This is a genomic window from Sphingorhabdus arenilitoris (assembly GCF_042651485.1).
Taxonomy (GTDB): domain Bacteria; phylum Pseudomonadota; class Alphaproteobacteria; order Sphingomonadales; family Sphingomonadaceae; genus Sphingorhabdus_B; species Sphingorhabdus_B arenilitoris.
Window position 1 is genome coordinate 1,071,604 of record NZ_JBHSDH010000013.1, and the last position, 15,134, is coordinate 1,086,737.

Consider the following 15,134-nt stretch of genomic DNA (forward strand, 5'->3'; position numbering starts at 1 on the left):
CACAGGCCGGTTCTCCCGCCGTATCTGCACTCAAGCCCCAAACCAAAGTCTCAGCGAACCGCTGCGCGATCTTGGCACCGAAGCGCTCTGCCTCCCGTGCCCCTCCACCAGCTACGCTGGTCCCCCTCCCCCGCCGGGGGAGGAATGGGGTGCGGATGATGCGGCAGGCGATCTCGCCCCGGTTGGCGATGAGGAGGGATTGGATCATATGCTTTTCATCATGCGCAAGGAAATGCCTGCCTAATTGGTTCGAGTATCGTCATAACTGGTGGGCTCTGCCACTTAACATCTTCTTGATTGACATATTCAGCAACTCGCTGAACGAGATCGATGTCTTGTTTTGATAATGTGTCGGTGCGTGTTGCGAAAATATCGCCACAAACCTGTTTTTCTTGAGATAATTTTTCATATCCTGACAAGGCTAAAGAAACGAATTCTCCAGCACCTACAAGCTCAGTTTCCGAAGGCTTGATTGGCCAAGCAATCATTTCACGGATGGCAGATGTACCTCCAAACGGATTACGGATGGCTCGATCATAATCGACAGCTCGCTCAAACGCAGCAGCGCGCTGTTGAATACCAACCGCTGTATCGATTGATTGCGTAATTTCTACTTGGCCCAAAATGCCCCAAGATATGTATGCCAGAAACGCGGTTAGGCCGAGCACAGCAGGCGTCCATTTGATTGTCCTACGGAGCAGCGGGCTCTTTTTGCCCTCTTGGTCGATTCGCTGACATAGTTCGTCTCGAACAAAACCACACGTTGAAGCATACCCCGGCTGTAAAGCCTCCATTTGCGCCAATTCCGCTACAACTTCTTCTTTCAATTTCTCCGAATTTTCCCCAGCACTTAGTGCCTCGTAAACGAAGGCGTTACGTGCGGCTTTGAAAGCTCCTTTGGCCTGAAGCATTTCTTTCTTGTCTTCAAAAGTAAGAAAGCCAGAAAAGGCTTCCAACGCCGCAGCGGCGTTCATCACCGAAGAATAGTCTCTTGTCATAAGTTCCCCCTCACATCCGAAACACCCCAAACCGAGGCGCCTCCTCGACCGGCGCATTCAACGCCGCCCCCAACGCCAGCCCCAGCACATGCCTAGTCTGCGCCGGGTCGATAATCCCGTCATCCCACAGCCGCGCGGTGGCGTAATAGGGGTTGCCTTCATCTTCGTATTTCTGGCGGATCGGGGCCTTGAAGGTTTCGGCCTCCTCCGGCGTCCATTTGTCCGCATCGCTGTGGACAGTCGCCAGCACGCTCGCCGCCTGTTCGCCGCCCATCACGCTGATCCGCGCATTGGGCCAGGTGAAGAGGAAGCGTGGGCCATAGGCCCGCCCGCACATGCCATAATTACCCGCGCCAAAGCTGCCGCCGATCAGCACGGTGATCTTGGGCACTTGCGCCGTCGCAACCGCCGTCACCAGCTTTGCACCATGCTTGGCGATCCCCTCCGCCTCATATTTGCCGCCGACCATGAAGCCGCTGATATTCTGGAGGAACAGCAGGGGTATCCGCCGCTGGCAGGCGAGTTCGATGAAATGCGCGCCCTTTTGCGCGCTCTCGCTGAACAGTACGCCGTTGTTGGCGAGGATCGCGACGGGCATGCCCCAAATATGCGCAAAGCCGCAGACGAGTGTGCTGCCATAAAGCGCCTTGAACTCATGGAACTCGCTGCCGTCGACGAGGCGGGCGATCACTTCGTGGACGTCATAGGGCGCGCGGACATCTTGCGGGATGATGCCGTACAGCTCCTCCGCGTCATATTTCGGCGGGCTTATGCTCCCCTCCCGCAGGCGGGAGGGGTCGGGGGTGGGCAGATAGGATGCGTCGAGCCCACCCCTAGCCCCTCCCGCAAGCGGGAGGGGAATGTGGCTGACGATATCGCGCACGATGGTCAGCGCATGTTCGTCATTTTCGGCCAGATGATCGACCACGCCGCTCTTCTTCGCATGCAGATCGCCGCCGCCCAAATCCTCGGCGCTGATCTCCTCGCCTGTTGCGGCCTTCACCAGCGGCGGACCGGCAAGAAAGATAGTCCCCTGCCCGCGCACGATCACCGTCTCGTCAGACATGGCGGGCACATAAGCGCCACCCGCGGTGCAGCTGCCCATCACGGCGGCGATTTGCGGAATGCCCTTCGCGCTCATATTCGCTTGGTTGAAGAATATCCGCCCGAAATGGTCGCGGTCGGGGAAGACTTCGTCCTGATGCGGCAGATTTGCGCCGCCGCTATCGACTAGGTAGATGCAGGGCAGCCGGTTCTCCAGCGCAATCTCCTGCGCGCGGAGGTGCTTCTTCACGGTCATCGGGTAGTAAGTCCCGCCCTTCACCGTTGCATCGTTGCAGACGATCATGCATTGCCGCCCCGACACCCGGCCAATGGCAGTGATGATGCCTGCGCCGGGCACTTCATCATCATACATGCCGCCCGCCGCAAGCTGCCCAATTTCAAGCAGCGGTGATCCCGGATCGAGCAAGCGTTCGACGCGGTCACGGGGAAGCAGCTTGCCGCGCGCGACATGGCGTTCCCGCGACTTTTCATTTCCGCCCTCGGCCGCCTGAGCTACCGCCGCCCAAAGCGCCTCTTTCAATGCAATATTGTGCGCAGCATTTTTGCGGAAATTATCGCTGTCTTTGTTAACGGCCGTGGTCAATATCGGTGCAGTCATACTCCTTTATAACGCGCAATTTGGCAAAGGGAATGCGCAATAATATTACGCGAATTTTGCCTGCAGCTCCAACAAGCGGATCGCCGCGAGCGCCGCCTCGCCGCCCTTATCCTTTTGGGACGGGTCAGCGCGGACGAGCGCCTGCGCTTCATTTTCCACTGTCAAAATGCCGTTGCCTATCGCAATACCATCCATGGTCAGCGCCATGATCCCCCGCGCACTTTCCCCTGCGACAATTTCAAAATGATAGGTTTCACCGCGAATAACCACGCCAATAGCCACAAAGCCGTCATAGTTGCCGCTTTCCGCCGCCATCGCCAATGTGCCCGGAATTTCGAGCGCGCCGGGAACGGTGATAACCTCCGCCTCATGCCCCGCCGCCTGCAGCGCGGCCTTTGCCCCGGCAATCAGCATATCATTGAGATGATCGTAAAATCGCGCTTCCACTATTAAAAATTTTGCCATGTCATGTCTCCTAAACTGATTATTCCGGGATCGCCTGCTCGCCCACAACGCGCAGGCCATAACCTTCGAGGCCAACCGGATTTTGGCGCGAATTGGTCAATAATGTCATATCACTCACCCCCAAATCGACGAGTATCTGTGCGCCGATACCATAATCGCGCAGCTCGCCCACGGGCAGTTTTTCACGGGCAATTTCGCTTTGCAGCCGCTGCGCATTATTCGGCATCAACACGACGATCAGGCCGCTGCCCTTGCGGCCGATTTCGGCCATGGCCCGCTGCAACGTCCGTTTGCGCGGACCGGTTTGGCCCAGCACATCGTCAAAAATGGATATGGCATGCATCCGCACCAGCGTCGGTTCGCCGTCAATGACATGGCCTTTTTGCAGGACAACATTTGTCGATCCGTCAATCTTGTTGCGATATGTCATGGCCCGCCATTCACCGCCATAATCGCTGGTAAAACTGCTCTCGCTGGCTTTTTCGACCAGATGGTCATGCTTCATCCGATATTCGATCAAATCCCGGATTGTGCCCATTTTCAAACCGTGATGGCGGGCAAAAGCGACCAGATCATCCATCCGCGCCATGGTGCCATCGTCCTTCATAATCTCACAAATGACACTGGAAGGATTAAGCCCGGCCAGACGGCTGATATCGACGCCGGCCTCAGTATGGCCAGCGCGGACCAGCACCCCGCCATCGCGGGCGATCAGCGGGAACACATGGCCCGGCGTGGTAATGTCGTCGCGGCTTTTGGAGGTATCAATCGCAACTGACACCGTGCGCGCCCGGTCGGCGGCGCTGATCCCCGTGGTCACCCCTTCGCGTGCCTCGATGCTAGTGGTAAAGGCCGTTTCGTGCCGCGTGCCATTGGCTCTGCTCATCAATTCTAGCCCCAGCTCATCCACCCGCTTTTTGGTCAGCGTGAGACAGATCAGGCCCCGGCCATGCGTCGCCATAAAATTGATCGCATCGGGCGTCGCCATTTGCGCAGGGATAACCAGATCGCCTTCATTTTCGCGGTCTTCGTCATCGACCAGAATATACATCCTGCCGTTGCGGGCTTCTTCGATGATTTCCTCAATCGGCACCAAGGCCGGAGTGTCGTCATTTTCGAAGAGATAGCTTTCCAGCTTGCGCAGCGTTTCCGCCGTTGGGTTCCAATCGGCTTCCTCCAAATCGCGCAGGGTGTTGGCATGCAGCCCCGCCGCGCGGGCAAGGCCGGATTTCGACAAACCGCCTTCGGTGACCAGCTTGCGGAGCTTTTCAATCAATTGGGTGGACATAGGCCTCCTGAACAGCTGCACACCGCTGAGGTACCGGGCCAGCAATCATCGTTGGAATGTGAATAATGCCCCCATTTTTCACATTGAAATGTGAAGGTCAAATGAAAAATCACATTGCGGCGCGATAGCCGCGATTTGCACTCTTTCCAAAAGCTACAAAAGCAACAGCCTGTATAAGAAAAAAAGGAACATCTTCCCGCCTGTTGCAATCCGCTGCTGATCCAGTGGCGGGCGATGGCGAGGGATGCGATCTGGTCCATCACACCCGCCTAGCCGCTATTACCCCTTGTAGGACAGCCTATTTCTCTAATTGGGCGGCCCATGGTTACGCGGCGCTGGATTGCTTCGGGGCCATGCTCCACCGTTACATCACGGCCCTCTCGTCATCCTGAACTTGCCGCACCGCTACATCACAACCTTATCGTCATCCTGAACTTGTTTCAGGATGCATATCTCCAAACGCCGAGGCAGGGCCATATGTATCCCGAAACAAGTTCGGGATGACGTCGTTGGGTCTGAGAATCACGAGCTAAGCCTAAAATTGTGACCACAACCCAGAAACAAATTGATCCCGCCCGTCACCTACCCCTTCCCTTTCTTTACGCTCATGCTATCCCATGGGGGAAGGAGAGAGCCAAATGTCCGAAACCGTATGGATCAACCGCAGCGACCTGACCGATATGATGGTCAATGAAGAGGCCTCGGCGCTTTTACCCGAAAATGCCGTGCGCCTGCGCATCGACAGTTTTTCGGTGACCGCGAATAACGTCACCTATGCGGTGGCGGGCGATGGTTTTGGCTATTGGAATTTCTTCCCCGCTGGCGAAGGATATGGCGTCGTGCCCATGTGGGGCCATGCGACCGTGGAGGCAAGCAATCATCCCGAACTGGCGATAGGCGAGCGCGTCTATGGATATTTACCCATGGGTACGCATCTTGATATCATGCCGGGCAAAGTCACGCCCGGCGGATTTATCGACGCCGCCGCCCACCGGCAACCTATGTCACCGATCTATAACCAATATAGCCGCTTGGCCGCCGATCCTGAACATGATCCGGCCAAGGAAAAGGAACGGATGATTTTTGCGCCTTTGTTCAAAACCGGCTGGTTGATCGAATATATGCTGCGCAGCAATGACTGGTTTGGTGCGCAAAATCTGGTGATGACCAGCGCATCTTCGAAAACCAGCATGGGCCTGGCGAGTTGCGCCGCGCAAAGCTCTCCTCATATCCGCCGCATCGGTATGACCTCATCGGGTAATGTCGAATTTGTGAAGGCGACGGGCCTATATGACGCGGTTATGGCCTATGACGATGTCGCCGCGTTGCCCCAAACCGAGAGCATCTCGGTGGATTTTGCGGGCAATAGCGCGCTGTTGGCGAATATCCATCGCACGCTGGGCGATCATCTGAAATATAGCTGCCTTGTGGGCGCCACGCATGTGGATGCGCGGGGAGGCGCGGGCGGCGGAACAAGGGACATAACCAACCCTGCCCCGATATTATTCTTCGCCCCCGACCACGCCGTCGCCGCGATCAAGGAATTGGGACCAAAGGCATTTGGCGAAGCGGTCGCAAAAAGCTGGCACACCTTCCTGAGCGCGGTGGAAGGCGGCGTCACAATGGAAGAACGCAGCGGGCTGCTTGAGGCTATCAATGCGTTTCAGGCGATTTACAAAAACACCGCCGATCCATCGGTGGGAATTGTCGTACGGCCATAACTAAATCTTCGCCGCAGCCGCCAAAGCCAAAACTGCCATCCCGAACCTACTCCCACACGTGTCGTCCCAAACTCGTTTCGGGATAGCTATGGCCGCGCCCAATCTATGCTGAAACAAGTTCAGCATGACGATTTACGTTTTGTGGTTTCGTGGCTTTGCGTCGTGTTTTTGGTCCGGACCCTAAACAGCGCTGCGCCATGTGGGCGGTAAATGGTTGACCCGGCGCAGAGGATGGGTAGGCTGATGGCTTCTTTTACGCTTTCAAAACCAAAAGGACAAAACCGGATGAACAGCACCGCGATGCCGCCCAAACAGGGCCGGATACTCGGATGGATTGAACGCACGGGAAATAAGCTGCCCGATCCGGTGTTTCTGTTCCTCTATCTGATCGGGGCGATCATTGCGTTGTCGGTGGTGGCAGCGATGCTGGGTTGGTCGGCGGTTCATCCGACCGAGGTTGACCCCGATACAGGCGCAAAAACGGTTATCGCCGCGACCAGCCTGTTGTCGCCAGAGAATATCCAGAAATTATGGGTCGAAATGCCCACGACATTCACCCATTTCCACCCACTTGGTTATGTGTTGGTTGTCATGTTGGGCGCGGGCGTGGCGGAGCGCACGGGCTTGTTTGGCACGGCGATGCGGGCGGGGGTTGCCAATGCGCCGACATTCCTGCTGACGCCGATTGTTGCATTGGTGGCGATGCTGGGCAATTTGGCGGCGGATGCGGCTTATGTCGTGCTGATCCCATTGGCAGGGGTCATTTATGCCGCCGCCGGACGGCACCCGATTGCGGGCATCGCCGCCGCCTTTGCTGCGGTATCCGGCGGCTTTTCCGCCAACCTGTTTCCCGGGCAATTGGATGCTTTATTATTCGGCATAACGCAGGCATCGGCCAACACGGTTTTCCCAAGCTGGCAAGCCAATATCGCTGGAAACTGGTATTTCATCATCGGCATGACGGTGATTTTCCTGCCCGTGATCTGGTATGTCACCGACCGCGTTATTGAACCGCGCCTTGGCGCTTATGATAAGGCAGCAGGCACGATGCACGAAGCGGGGGATGAGACGGTCGAAGGCCCGTTGAAGCCCGACGAACGGCGCGGGCTGCGCCATGCGGGGCTTGCTTTATTGGCGGTCACCGGGCTTTGGCTATTCATGACTTTTGGCCCGGGCACGCCGTTGATTGACGAAGCAGCGGCACCGGAGGCTCAGATGACGCCATTTTACCGTTCGCTCGTGGCGGCCTTTTTCATCCTATTTGTGCTCGCCGGCTGGGCCTATGGCCGGGCGGTGGGCAATATTAAAAACCACCGTGATCTGGTCAAAATGATGGCGGATTCGATGGGCGATATGGCCTATTTCCTTGTCCTTGCCTTTGTCGTTTCGCATTTTGTGGCCATGTTTAGCTGGTCCAACCTCGGCCTTGTTTCGGCGGTGCACGGGGCGGAAGCGCTGCGCACATTGGACCTGCCTTATCCGATATTGCTGGCCATTGTGGTGCTGTTCACGGCGGCGATGAATTTGTTTGTCGGATCGGCCAGCGCCAAATGGGCGTTGCTCGCGCCCGTGCTCGTGCCCATGTTGATGCTATTGGGTGTTAGCGCGGAAATGACCACGGCGGCCTACCGCGTCGGGGATAGCGCGACCAATATCATCACGCCCTTGATGGTTTATTTCCCGCTGATCCTGGTATTTTGCCAACGATGGGTGAAAGATTTCGGCATTGGTTCACTGACCGCGATGATGATCCCTTATTCCCTATGGATGTTGGCGGCGGGAATATTGCTGGTCGTTGGCTGGGTTGCGGCGGATCTGCCTTTGGGGCCGTCGGCGCCGGTATTTATCGATCCCGCATCGTTGAAATAGAGCCGCCGCTATACCGCTTGCCCGGCGGCGACGCCGCTCGCCCAAGCCCATTGGAAATTATACCCGCCGAGCCAGCCCGTGACATCCACCGCTTCGCCAATCGCGAACAGGCCGGGCATTTTGCGCGCCTCCATTGTCTTTTGCGACAGGCCGTCCGTGGCAATGCCGCCCGCCGTGACCTCAGCCTTGGCATAGCCTTCGGTGCCATTGGGCAAGAAGCGCCAGTCGGAAATTTGCGCCTCGGCCTCCTGCAACCGGCGGTCGGGCGCATCGGCGAGGTTTCCGGCAAGGCCAATTTTATCCGCCAATGTTTCGGCAAGCCGCGCCGATAAATGCCCGCCCAGAGCAGCTTTCACGTTGCTGCGCGGTTTTTCCCGTTTCATCCGGCATAGCCAGCCCGGCTCTTCATCGGGCAGGAAATTGATGCCAATCGGTTGCCCATGCCGCCAATAGCTTGACACTTGCAATATTGCGGGACCCGATAGGCCTTTATGCGTCAGCAGCGCCGCCTCCCGAAAATTCGCCTTACCGCAGCGCACAGCGACATCGGCAGAAACGCCCGACAATTCGCGCAGCATCACATCCTCTCCGCCCAAGGTGAGCGGCACGAGCGCGGGGCGCGGCTCGGCGATTTTCAAACCAAATTGCCGCGCCAGGTCATAGGCAAAACCGGACGCGCCCATTTTCGGGATGCTCGGCCCGCCTGTCGCAATTACCAGCGAAGGCGCGCTGGCCTGCTTATTGCCATAACGCACATGGTAGCGCCCATCGCTATGCCGAACCTCACCAATGGCGCAAGACAGGGCAATATCGACATGGCCGCCATGGCTTATCGCCTTGTCACATTCGCTCAACAGCATGGCGACAATCTGCCGCGCGCTGCCGTCGCAAAAAAGCTGCCCCAGTGTTTTTTCATGATAGGCAATGCCATGCGCCTCAACCAAAGCAATAAAATCGCGGGGGGTAAATCGGTCCATGGCGGAACGGGCAAAATGCGCATTGGCGGAAATGTAGCGTTCGGTCACAAAGGCACCGTGCGCATTGACGTTGGTAAAATTGCACCGCCCGCCGCCCGATATCAATATCTTCTTACCCGGCGCATCGGCATGGTCGATTACCAGCACCCGCCGCCCGCGTTGCCCGGCGGTGGCGGCGCAGAGCAAACCTGCCCCGCCTGCACCCAATATTATCGCGTCATAGTCATTCATTTGCATCCCATCGCCATGCCACCGCGCTTACCCTATTGCCAGCATCAAAACTTTCCGGCAGAGGCGCATTTATGACTGAAGCACATGACACCCCGCCCGACCGCCTGTCCATCCATCCCTATAGCGATGACTATAACCCCGACGCACTGGCTCGGGGAATTGGTATCCGTTTCAAGGGCGAACGGCGCACCACAGTCGAAGAATATTGCATTTCCGAAGGTTGGATAAAGGTGCAGGCCGGAAAATCACTCGACCGGCGCGGCCGCCCTATGCTGCTGACGCTCAAAGGCCCGGTTGAGGCTTGGTATGAAGATTTGGGTGACGATGCCCCGGTGGCAAAGGCCGATTGATATTCGCCCCAGGCCCAAGCGTTATTTTTTCGGGAACAGATTTATCACTCGCGCGATTTGATCGTTGACCGGATCAAGCTTGTCATCCGGCGTTTTACCCAGCCGGACAATGGTCAGCTTTTGCTGCGGTGATACCACCACTTGCTGTCCCAAATGACCCAGCAAAGCAAAGACATCCGATGGTGCACGGTCCGGAAACAGGACTTGATTTCGTCCATCAGGCCGTTTCTTATTCAACCATAAATGCCCGCCATAGGCCGCATCATTGGGGCTGGATGTCCGCATGAACCGCGTCCAGCTGGTCGGCAATAGCTGCGCGCCTCGCACTGAGCCGTTGTTGCGCAGAAATTCGCCGAGCTTGGCCCAATCGCGCGCAGTGGCGTGCATCATGCTGCCGCCAAGCATTGTTCCTGATCGGTCAAATTCCGGCGTCATGCTATTCATACCCAGCGGTTCGAACAAACGGCCCTTGGCATATTCCAGCATCGCATCACGCCGCACCGCCGGGTCCTTACTATCGGTCAATGACCGCGTCATGATATCCGCCAATATGTTGGATGTCGCGCTGCTATATTCAAACTTCTCCCCGGCCTTCGCCTCCATGGGGCGGGTTTCGGCATAGCGCGCGACATTTTCGCGGCCATCTAGAAATAGCATACGCGGCGTATCCGCCTCATAAATCGGATTGGGATTACCCGGTTCCACCCCCTCTGTATGGTCGAGGCCCGATGACATATGCAGCAAATGGCGAATGGTTATTTTGTTTCGAGGGTCATTCGCCTGACGCCATTCAGACACGGGCGCAGGTTCATCCAAAGCCAGGCGGCCATCGGCAATCATCAATCCCATCAATGTGGCCGTAACCGTTTTCGCCATCGACCAGCTGATCAATTTGCTATCGGGACCATATCCGGGCGCATAGCGTTCTGCGACGACCTGACCGCCGTGCATGATAACAACGGCGCGGGTTTCGGACATTTCGGGATTTTCAAAAAACGGCGCAATCGCGTCGGCAAGAGCCTGCTGGCTGACGGCGGCATCATCGGCATAACTCGCAATAAATGCGCTGGATTTTTCGGAAGCCTGCTGCGCGGCAGGAGCATCGCTATTTCCGCAAGAGGACAGGATGAGCGCAGCGCCAAGTGAAAAAGCGGTTGCAGATAGGGCATGTTTGTTCGTAGGCATGGCGCACTCGATGCACCAGATAAGGTCCCTATGGCAACTGCAACTTCACCTCGTCCCGCAAAAACACCGCTCAGCAAACGGCGGATCGCGGCTTATGCTCTGGGGGCCATTGGAGCGATTGCTGTCATCTGGTTGATATTCAACTTTGCCGATTTGAAGGGCAATGCCCGCGTGGGCACCGCCTATGCAGCCCATATCACCTGTTCCTGCCGCTATATAGAGGGGCGTAGTTTGGACGATTGCGCAAAGGATTTGGAAGCGGGCATGGAAATGATCAGCACGGCAGACGATACAAAGAGCCAGCGCATCACCGCCAGCGTTCCGTTTCTAGCCGAAGCAGTCGCGGAAAAACGCGGCAATTATGGATGCCTGATCCTAAACGATGATGAAGTGGCTGCGTTGGAGTAGCGCATAGTCCCAGGGTCAGCACCTAAGCAGCCGCCAAATTAAGCTCAACCGCTTCGGTCTCTTCAATCCATCCGCCGCCCAATACCCGGTCACCGGCGTAAAAAACAGCGGCTTGTCCCGGTGCCACGCCATGTTCGGGCGTATCAAAGCGCAGCCATTCGCCATCCATCTGCGCAGGGACGGGTTTCGCCATGGAGCGGACCTTGGCCATTAATGGCTGCCCCTGAACATCGGCCAGCCAATTGCCATCAACAATGCGCGCTGCCTGAACCGCGAGCGCGGCGCGCGGGCCGACAATCACTTGCTGTTTTGCGGCATCAAGACGCACGACGTAGAGCGGTACGGGTTGACCGCCCAGCTCCAGCCCCTTGCGCTGTCCGACGGTATAATGGATCAAGCCCTTATGCTCGCCCAGCACGCGGCCATCGATATGCACAATGTCTCCGCCGGTATCCGCATCGGGCCGAATTTTACGCACAACGCTGGCATAATCGCCGTCGGGAACGAAGCAAATATCCTGACTATCGGGTTTATTGGCGACAATCAGGCCAAGCTCCGCCGCTATTTCGCGCACTTGCGGCTTTGGCAAATCACCCAATGGGAAACGCAGATAATCCAGTTGATCCTGTGTCGTTGCAAACAGGAAATAGCTTTGGTCGCGCGCCGGATCAAACGCGCGGTGAAGCTCCGCGCCCCCTGCCCCTTCAACGCGGCGGACATAATGGCCCGTGGCCAAACAATCTGCGCCAAGCTCCTTTGCCAGCCGGAACAAATCAGTAAACTTTACCCCCATATTACACCGCACGCATGGGATGGGCGTTCGGCCAGCCATATATTCATCGGCAAAATGATCGATCACAGATTCGCGAAACTGGCTTTCATGGTCGAATACATAATGGGCAATGCCAAGCTTGTCCGCGACCGCGCGGGCGTCGCGAATATCCTGCCCAGCGCAGCAGGCACCGGCGCGTTTCACCGCGCTGCCATGGTCGTAAAGCTGCAAAGTCACGCCAATGGTTTCCGCGCCGGTGCGCGCCGCCAATGCCGCAACCACCGACGAATCGACACCGCCAGACATGGCAACAACGATTCGTTTGCCGGATAAATCCGCCCCCAATTGGAAGCTTCCTAAAGAATTTTGATGGTTCATATCGGGCTATCACATAGGGATTAAATCTGGGAAATGCCAGTTTTGCGTTGCCCATTCTCATAATGGAACAAAAGCCGGTTCCAAATGATAACCGGCGTTAACCTGACCTAACATCGGGTGAAGGACGCCTTTACCCATCATTATAGGATGCGATGTAGGGGTGAGGTCATGGAAATGAACTTTCCCCATTTGAAAGAAAATAATGACATGCCATCGGCGCGTCAGGATTTTCGTGCGCTGATTTCAAAGGCGATATCGCGGCAGGGGACCAGCCCTACCGCGGTGATGATGTTTGCGAAGTCACGTGATCGATCGGCACAGCCCGTTAACAACTGCGATGATATGACACAGCGGATCCGTTATTTCGCAGCGGCGCTGCATCCAAATAACGCAGCCACAGGGCCGTATGGCGCATTTTTTCCGCATGATCAGACGGAAAACATGGGCCCCGCCATTTATGACCAAGCTGTTTACCAAGACGGTTTAGGCAATGGCAAAGGCGGTCCATTAGAAACGGGGTTGTCTGAAGAACAGGCGATTTTTCCGGGGCAAGAAAATTGAGGATAATATGATAGAGAACCAAAAAATCCGCCCGGCAAAGGTTATTGGCCCGCTTGGCGAAGCCTTAACCTTGGATAGCCTTCCGCCCCCTGGCACAACGCGCTGGGTCGTCCGCCGCAAAGCGGAAGTGGTTGCGGCTGTCAATGGCGGCTTGCTGACCATCAATGATGCGTGTGAGCGGTATGATCTGACTTTGGAGGAATTTGCGTCATGGCAGCGTGCGGTTGACCGCTCGGGCATGCCCGGATTGCGCGTGACGCGAATCCAGCATTACCGCGACCTATATGAACGGCAGCAGAAATATTGATCCGTTAAGTCAATCTCATTAACCGGATGAAAGACCCCCGTAGGCGAGAGCCTGCGGGGGTTTTTGCGTGATCAACGCGGAAAAACACAATGCGATTTGGCAACTGCGGATAAACCAGCTATGCTGGTGTTAGTCCCATAATACAGTGCGGATGTTATGAAATATACGAATAGCAGGAGGAGACGATATGGGTTGGATTATAGCAATTATTGTTGGCGGAATTGCCGGATGGTTGGCCAGTAAGGTGATGAACCGTGATGCCGATATGGGTATTTTTCTAAATGTCGTTGTTGGTTGCGTCGGTTCGGTCATCGGCAATTTGGTGGCCAATCAATTCGGAATAGTCGGCTCGGTTAAAGAATTTTCGCTCATCGGGTTGATAGTTGCCTTTTTTGGCGCGGTTATTTTACTCGGCGTCGTTAACCTCATTAAACGCGGTTCTGTTCGGTAAAAGCGCAGTTTTGCCGCAGTAAGACAAATATCATCTCATAAAAAAGGGGCCGTCACATGATGATCTGGCCCCTTTTTTTGTGCATGGCGGATGTTCAGGGTTAAAACCTATGTCGTTTGTCGAAAACAAATGCCGCCTGTCCATATTGTTACCTACCACAATGTCAGCTATCCTAGGCACTAGACCGATACCAATTCCTATATCTCCAGCGCGACTCTTGCAGCCGGTGATATATTGATATAATACAGTCGGCATAGATGATGACCCACTCCCGCGCGAGAATGAAATGAATTACGAAACCAGCCTTAACGCAGATCAAACCGATATCGGTTTTGCCAGCGACAATGAACCGCAGACCCCCACCAAACGGGGTTGGATGATTGCGGCAGGCGTCATATTGCTTTTGATCATTGCCGCCGCAATCGGTTATGCGGTGATGAAGGGTCAAAGCGATGCGGCCAAAACCGCTGCTGCTGACGATAAAAAGGATGCGGGGCAATCGGTGACGGTTGTATCGCCGGGCAACGGCACGGTGGTCAGGGCGATCAATGCGACCGGCACTTTGGCCGCGCGGCGGGATGTACCGGTTGGCGTGGTTGGTGAAGGCGGACAAGTGGTGCGCATTTATGCTGACGCCGGTGACTGGGTGAAACAGGGACAGATTTTGGTCAGCATCGACCGTTCGGTCCAATCGCAAGAGGCCGCATCATTACAAGCGCAAATAGGGGTAGCCCGGGCCGACCTGCAACTCGCCGAAAATGAATTGAAGCGGGCGTTGCAGCTTATTGACCGCGGTTTCATTTCAAAGGCTGATGTTGACCGGCGCACCGCCACAAGGGACAGCGCACGGGCCCGCGTCAACGTCGCTGTTGCCCAATTAAACGCAGCTCAAGCCCGCAATGCGCGGCTGAATATCCGCGCCCCTGTCGGCGGCTATATTCTGGAACGCAACGTGCAAACAGGCCAAACGGTTAGCGGCGGCAGCGGTACATTATTCCGCATCGCGCAAAATGGAGAGATGGAATTGCAAGCGCAATTGGGCGAGGTTGACCTTGCCGCTATGTCGGTTGGCGTGCAGGCCACGGTGACACCTGTGGGCGGGGAGCGCGAATTTATTGGCCGGATTTGGCAAATTGCGCCTCTTATCAATCAAGACTCTCGCCAGGGTATTGCCCGCATCGCATTGCCGTTTGACAATAGCCTGCGCCCGGGCGGCTTTGCCAATGTGGTGATTAAAGCAGGCGCGATCACAGCCCCCGTGCTGCCCGAATCCGCCATTCAAAACGACCGTGACGGTGCCTATGTCTATATCGTCGATAAAGAGAATAAAGCGGTCCGGCGTCCGATTAAGCTGGGTGACGTCACCCCATCCGGCATTGCCATTATCGAAGGGTTAAATGGGACCGAGCGCGTTGTCCTGCGGGCCGCTGGCTTCCTGCAACCGGGGGAAACCGTGGTTCCGAAGCTGTTGAAAAACTAATGCGTGATGCGGCAACAAAAGGGAAAATAA

15 protein-coding genes and 1 pseudogene are annotated in these 15,134 nt (G+C 56.2%); 8 read left to right on the forward strand and 8 right to left on the reverse strand.

Annotation, left to right across the window (positions count from 1 at the left end; translation table 11 throughout):
• Window positions 1-148: 148 nt before the first annotated feature.
• The 5 genes and pseudogenes from ACFOWX_RS09275 to ribB form a co-directional block, all read right to left on the reverse strand.
• Window positions 149-208: pseudogene (locus tag ACFOWX_RS09275) on the reverse strand (biotin carboxylase N-terminal domain-containing protein); the annotation flags it as partial.
• Window positions 209-218: 10 nt separating this feature from the next.
• Window positions 219-998 (reverse strand): hypothetical protein, encoded by a 780-nt coding sequence (locus ACFOWX_RS09280; protein WP_381423431.1) that lies wholly within the window; start codon window positions 996-998, stop codon window positions 219-221.
• A gap of 10 nt (window positions 999-1,008) precedes the next feature.
• A complete protein-coding gene (locus ACFOWX_RS09285; RefSeq protein ID WP_381423433.1) occupies window positions 1,009-2,661 on the reverse strand; it encodes a carboxyl transferase domain-containing protein in 1,653 nt (550 codons plus the stop codon).
• A 45-nt stretch (window positions 2,662-2,706) separates the two neighbouring features.
• Window positions 2,707-3,126, reverse strand: coding sequence for a 6,7-dimethyl-8-ribityllumazine synthase (gene ribH / locus ACFOWX_RS09290; RefSeq protein WP_381423435.1), 420 nt, complete (start codon window positions 3,124-3,126; stop codon window positions 2,707-2,709).
• Window positions 3,127-3,145: 19 nt separating this feature from the next.
• On the reverse strand, window positions 3,146-4,414 hold the full coding sequence (ribB, locus tag ACFOWX_RS09295; RefSeq protein ID WP_381423437.1) for a 3,4-dihydroxy-2-butanone-4-phosphate synthase: 1,269 nt from the start codon (window positions 4,412-4,414) through the stop codon (window positions 3,146-3,148).
• Window positions 4,415-5,052: 638 nt separating this feature from the next.
• On the opposite strand from ribB, the gene ACFOWX_RS09300 reads away from it, so the two are divergent.
• Together ACFOWX_RS09300 and ACFOWX_RS09305 are read left to right on the forward strand one after the other, a co-directional pair.
• A complete protein-coding gene (locus ACFOWX_RS09300) occupies window positions 5,053-6,135 on the forward strand; it encodes a DUF2855 family protein (protein ID WP_381423439.1) in 1,083 nt (360 codons plus the stop codon).
• A 285-nt stretch (window positions 6,136-6,420) separates the two neighbouring features.
• The gene (locus ACFOWX_RS09305; RefSeq protein WP_381423441.1) at window positions 6,421-8,004 is read left to right on the forward strand and encodes an AbgT family transporter; all 1,584 of its coding nucleotides are present in this window, start codon (window positions 6,421-6,423) and stop codon (window positions 8,002-8,004) included.
• 8 nt (window positions 8,005-8,012) lie between these two features.
• Here the strand turns inward: ACFOWX_RS09305 and ACFOWX_RS09310 are convergent, their stop codons facing one another.
• A complete protein-coding gene (locus tag ACFOWX_RS09310) occupies window positions 8,013-9,218 on the reverse strand; it encodes a BaiN/RdsA family NAD(P)/FAD-dependent oxidoreductase (RefSeq protein ID WP_381423443.1) in 1,206 nt (401 codons plus the stop codon).
• A gap of 65 nt (window positions 9,219-9,283) precedes the next feature.
• On the opposite strand from ACFOWX_RS09310, the gene ACFOWX_RS09315 reads away from it, so the two are divergent.
• Entirely contained in the window at window positions 9,284-9,562 is a 279-nt protein-coding gene (locus tag ACFOWX_RS09315; RefSeq protein WP_381423445.1) for a DUF3297 family protein, read from the forward strand.
• Window positions 9,563-9,583: 21 nt separating this feature from the next.
• Here ACFOWX_RS09315 and ACFOWX_RS09320 read toward each other — a convergent pair whose 3' ends face one another.
• Window positions 9,584-10,747: a serine hydrolase domain-containing protein gene (locus ACFOWX_RS09320; RefSeq protein ID WP_381423446.1), complete on the reverse strand. Its 1,164-nt coding sequence runs from the start codon at window positions 10,745-10,747 to the stop codon at window positions 9,584-9,586.
• Here ACFOWX_RS09320 and ACFOWX_RS09325 point away from each other — a divergent pair.
• Window positions 10,730-11,155, forward strand: coding sequence for a hypothetical protein (locus tag ACFOWX_RS09325; RefSeq protein WP_381423448.1), 426 nt, complete (start codon window positions 10,730-10,732; stop codon window positions 11,153-11,155). The two genes, ACFOWX_RS09320 and ACFOWX_RS09325, sit on opposite strands and share 18 nt — an antisense overlap.
• 22 nt (window positions 11,156-11,177) lie before the next feature.
• Here the strand turns inward: ACFOWX_RS09325 and mnmA are convergent, their stop codons facing one another.
• Window positions 11,178-12,305, reverse strand: coding sequence for a tRNA 2-thiouridine(34) synthase MnmA (gene mnmA / locus ACFOWX_RS09330; RefSeq protein ID WP_381423450.1), 1,128 nt, complete (start codon window positions 12,303-12,305; stop codon window positions 11,178-11,180).
• Between the two features lie 168 nt (window positions 12,306-12,473).
• On the opposite strand from mnmA, the gene ACFOWX_RS09335 reads away from it, so the two are divergent.
• The 4 genes from ACFOWX_RS09335 (at window position 12,474) to ACFOWX_RS09350 (ending at window position 15,104) form a co-directional block, all read left to right on the forward strand.
• A complete protein-coding gene (locus ACFOWX_RS09335; RefSeq protein ID WP_381423453.1) occupies window positions 12,474-12,866 on the forward strand; it encodes a hypothetical protein in 393 nt (130 codons plus the stop codon).
• Window positions 12,867-12,873: 7 nt separating this feature from the next.
• Complete coding sequence (gene sciP, locus ACFOWX_RS09340) at window positions 12,874-13,173, forward strand: CtrA inhibitor SciP (protein ID WP_381423454.1); 300 nt, start codon at window positions 12,874-12,876, stop codon at window positions 13,171-13,173.
• Between the two features lie 187 nt (window positions 13,174-13,360).
• Entirely contained in the window at window positions 13,361-13,624 is a 264-nt protein-coding gene (locus ACFOWX_RS09345) for a GlsB/YeaQ/YmgE family stress response membrane protein (RefSeq protein ID WP_381423456.1), read from the forward strand.
• Between the two features lie 286 nt (window positions 13,625-13,910).
• Entirely contained in the window at window positions 13,911-15,104 is a 1,194-nt protein-coding gene (locus tag ACFOWX_RS09350; RefSeq protein ID WP_381423458.1) for an efflux RND transporter periplasmic adaptor subunit, read from the forward strand.
• The last annotated feature ends 30 nt before the right edge of the window (window positions 15,105-15,134 follow it).

Excerpts from the sequence above, each read along its gene's own strand:
- ACFOWX_RS09280 (WP_381423431.1), bottom strand. The coding sequence starts at position 998 with ATGACAAGAGACTATTCTTCGGTGATGAACGCCGCTGCGGCGTTGGAA.
- ACFOWX_RS09285 (WP_381423433.1), bottom strand. The coding sequence starts at position 2,661 with ATGACTGCACCGATATTGACCACGGCCGTTAACAAAGACAGCGATAAT.
- ribH (WP_381423435.1), bottom strand. The coding sequence starts at position 3,126 with ATGGCAAAATTTTTAATAGTGGAAGCGCGATTTTACGATCATCTCAAT.
- ribB (WP_381423437.1), bottom strand. The coding sequence starts at position 4,414 with ATGTCCACCCAATTGATTGAAAAGCTCCGCAAGCTGGTCACCGAAGGC.
- ACFOWX_RS09300 (WP_381423439.1), top strand. The coding sequence starts at position 5,053 with ATGTCCGAAACCGTATGGATCAACCGCAGCGACCTGACCGATATGATG.
- ACFOWX_RS09305 (WP_381423441.1), top strand. The coding sequence starts at position 6,421 with ATGAACAGCACCGCGATGCCGCCCAAACAGGGCCGGATACTCGGATGG.
- ACFOWX_RS09310 (WP_381423443.1), bottom strand. The coding sequence starts at position 9,218 with ATGCAAATGAATGACTATGACGCGATAATATTGGGTGCAGGCGGGGCA.
- ACFOWX_RS09315 (WP_381423445.1), top strand. The coding sequence starts at position 9,284 with ATGACTGAAGCACATGACACCCCGCCCGACCGCCTGTCCATCCATCCC.
- ACFOWX_RS09325 (WP_381423448.1), top strand. The coding sequence starts at position 10,730 with ATGTTTGTTCGTAGGCATGGCGCACTCGATGCACCAGATAAGGTCCCT.
- ACFOWX_RS09320 (WP_381423446.1), bottom strand. The coding sequence starts at position 10,747 with ATGCCTACGAACAAACATGCCCTATCTGCAACCGCTTTTTCACTTGGC.
- mnmA (WP_381423450.1), bottom strand. The coding sequence starts at position 12,305 with ATGAACCATCAAAATTCTTTAGGAAGCTTCCAATTGGGGGCGGATTTA.
- ACFOWX_RS09335 (WP_381423453.1), top strand. The coding sequence starts at position 12,474 with ATGGAAATGAACTTTCCCCATTTGAAAGAAAATAATGACATGCCATCG.
- sciP (WP_381423454.1), top strand. The coding sequence starts at position 12,874 with ATGATAGAGAACCAAAAAATCCGCCCGGCAAAGGTTATTGGCCCGCTT.
- ACFOWX_RS09345 (WP_381423456.1), top strand. The coding sequence starts at position 13,361 with ATGGGTTGGATTATAGCAATTATTGTTGGCGGAATTGCCGGATGGTTG.
- ACFOWX_RS09350 (WP_381423458.1), top strand. The coding sequence starts at position 13,911 with ATGAATTACGAAACCAGCCTTAACGCAGATCAAACCGATATCGGTTTT.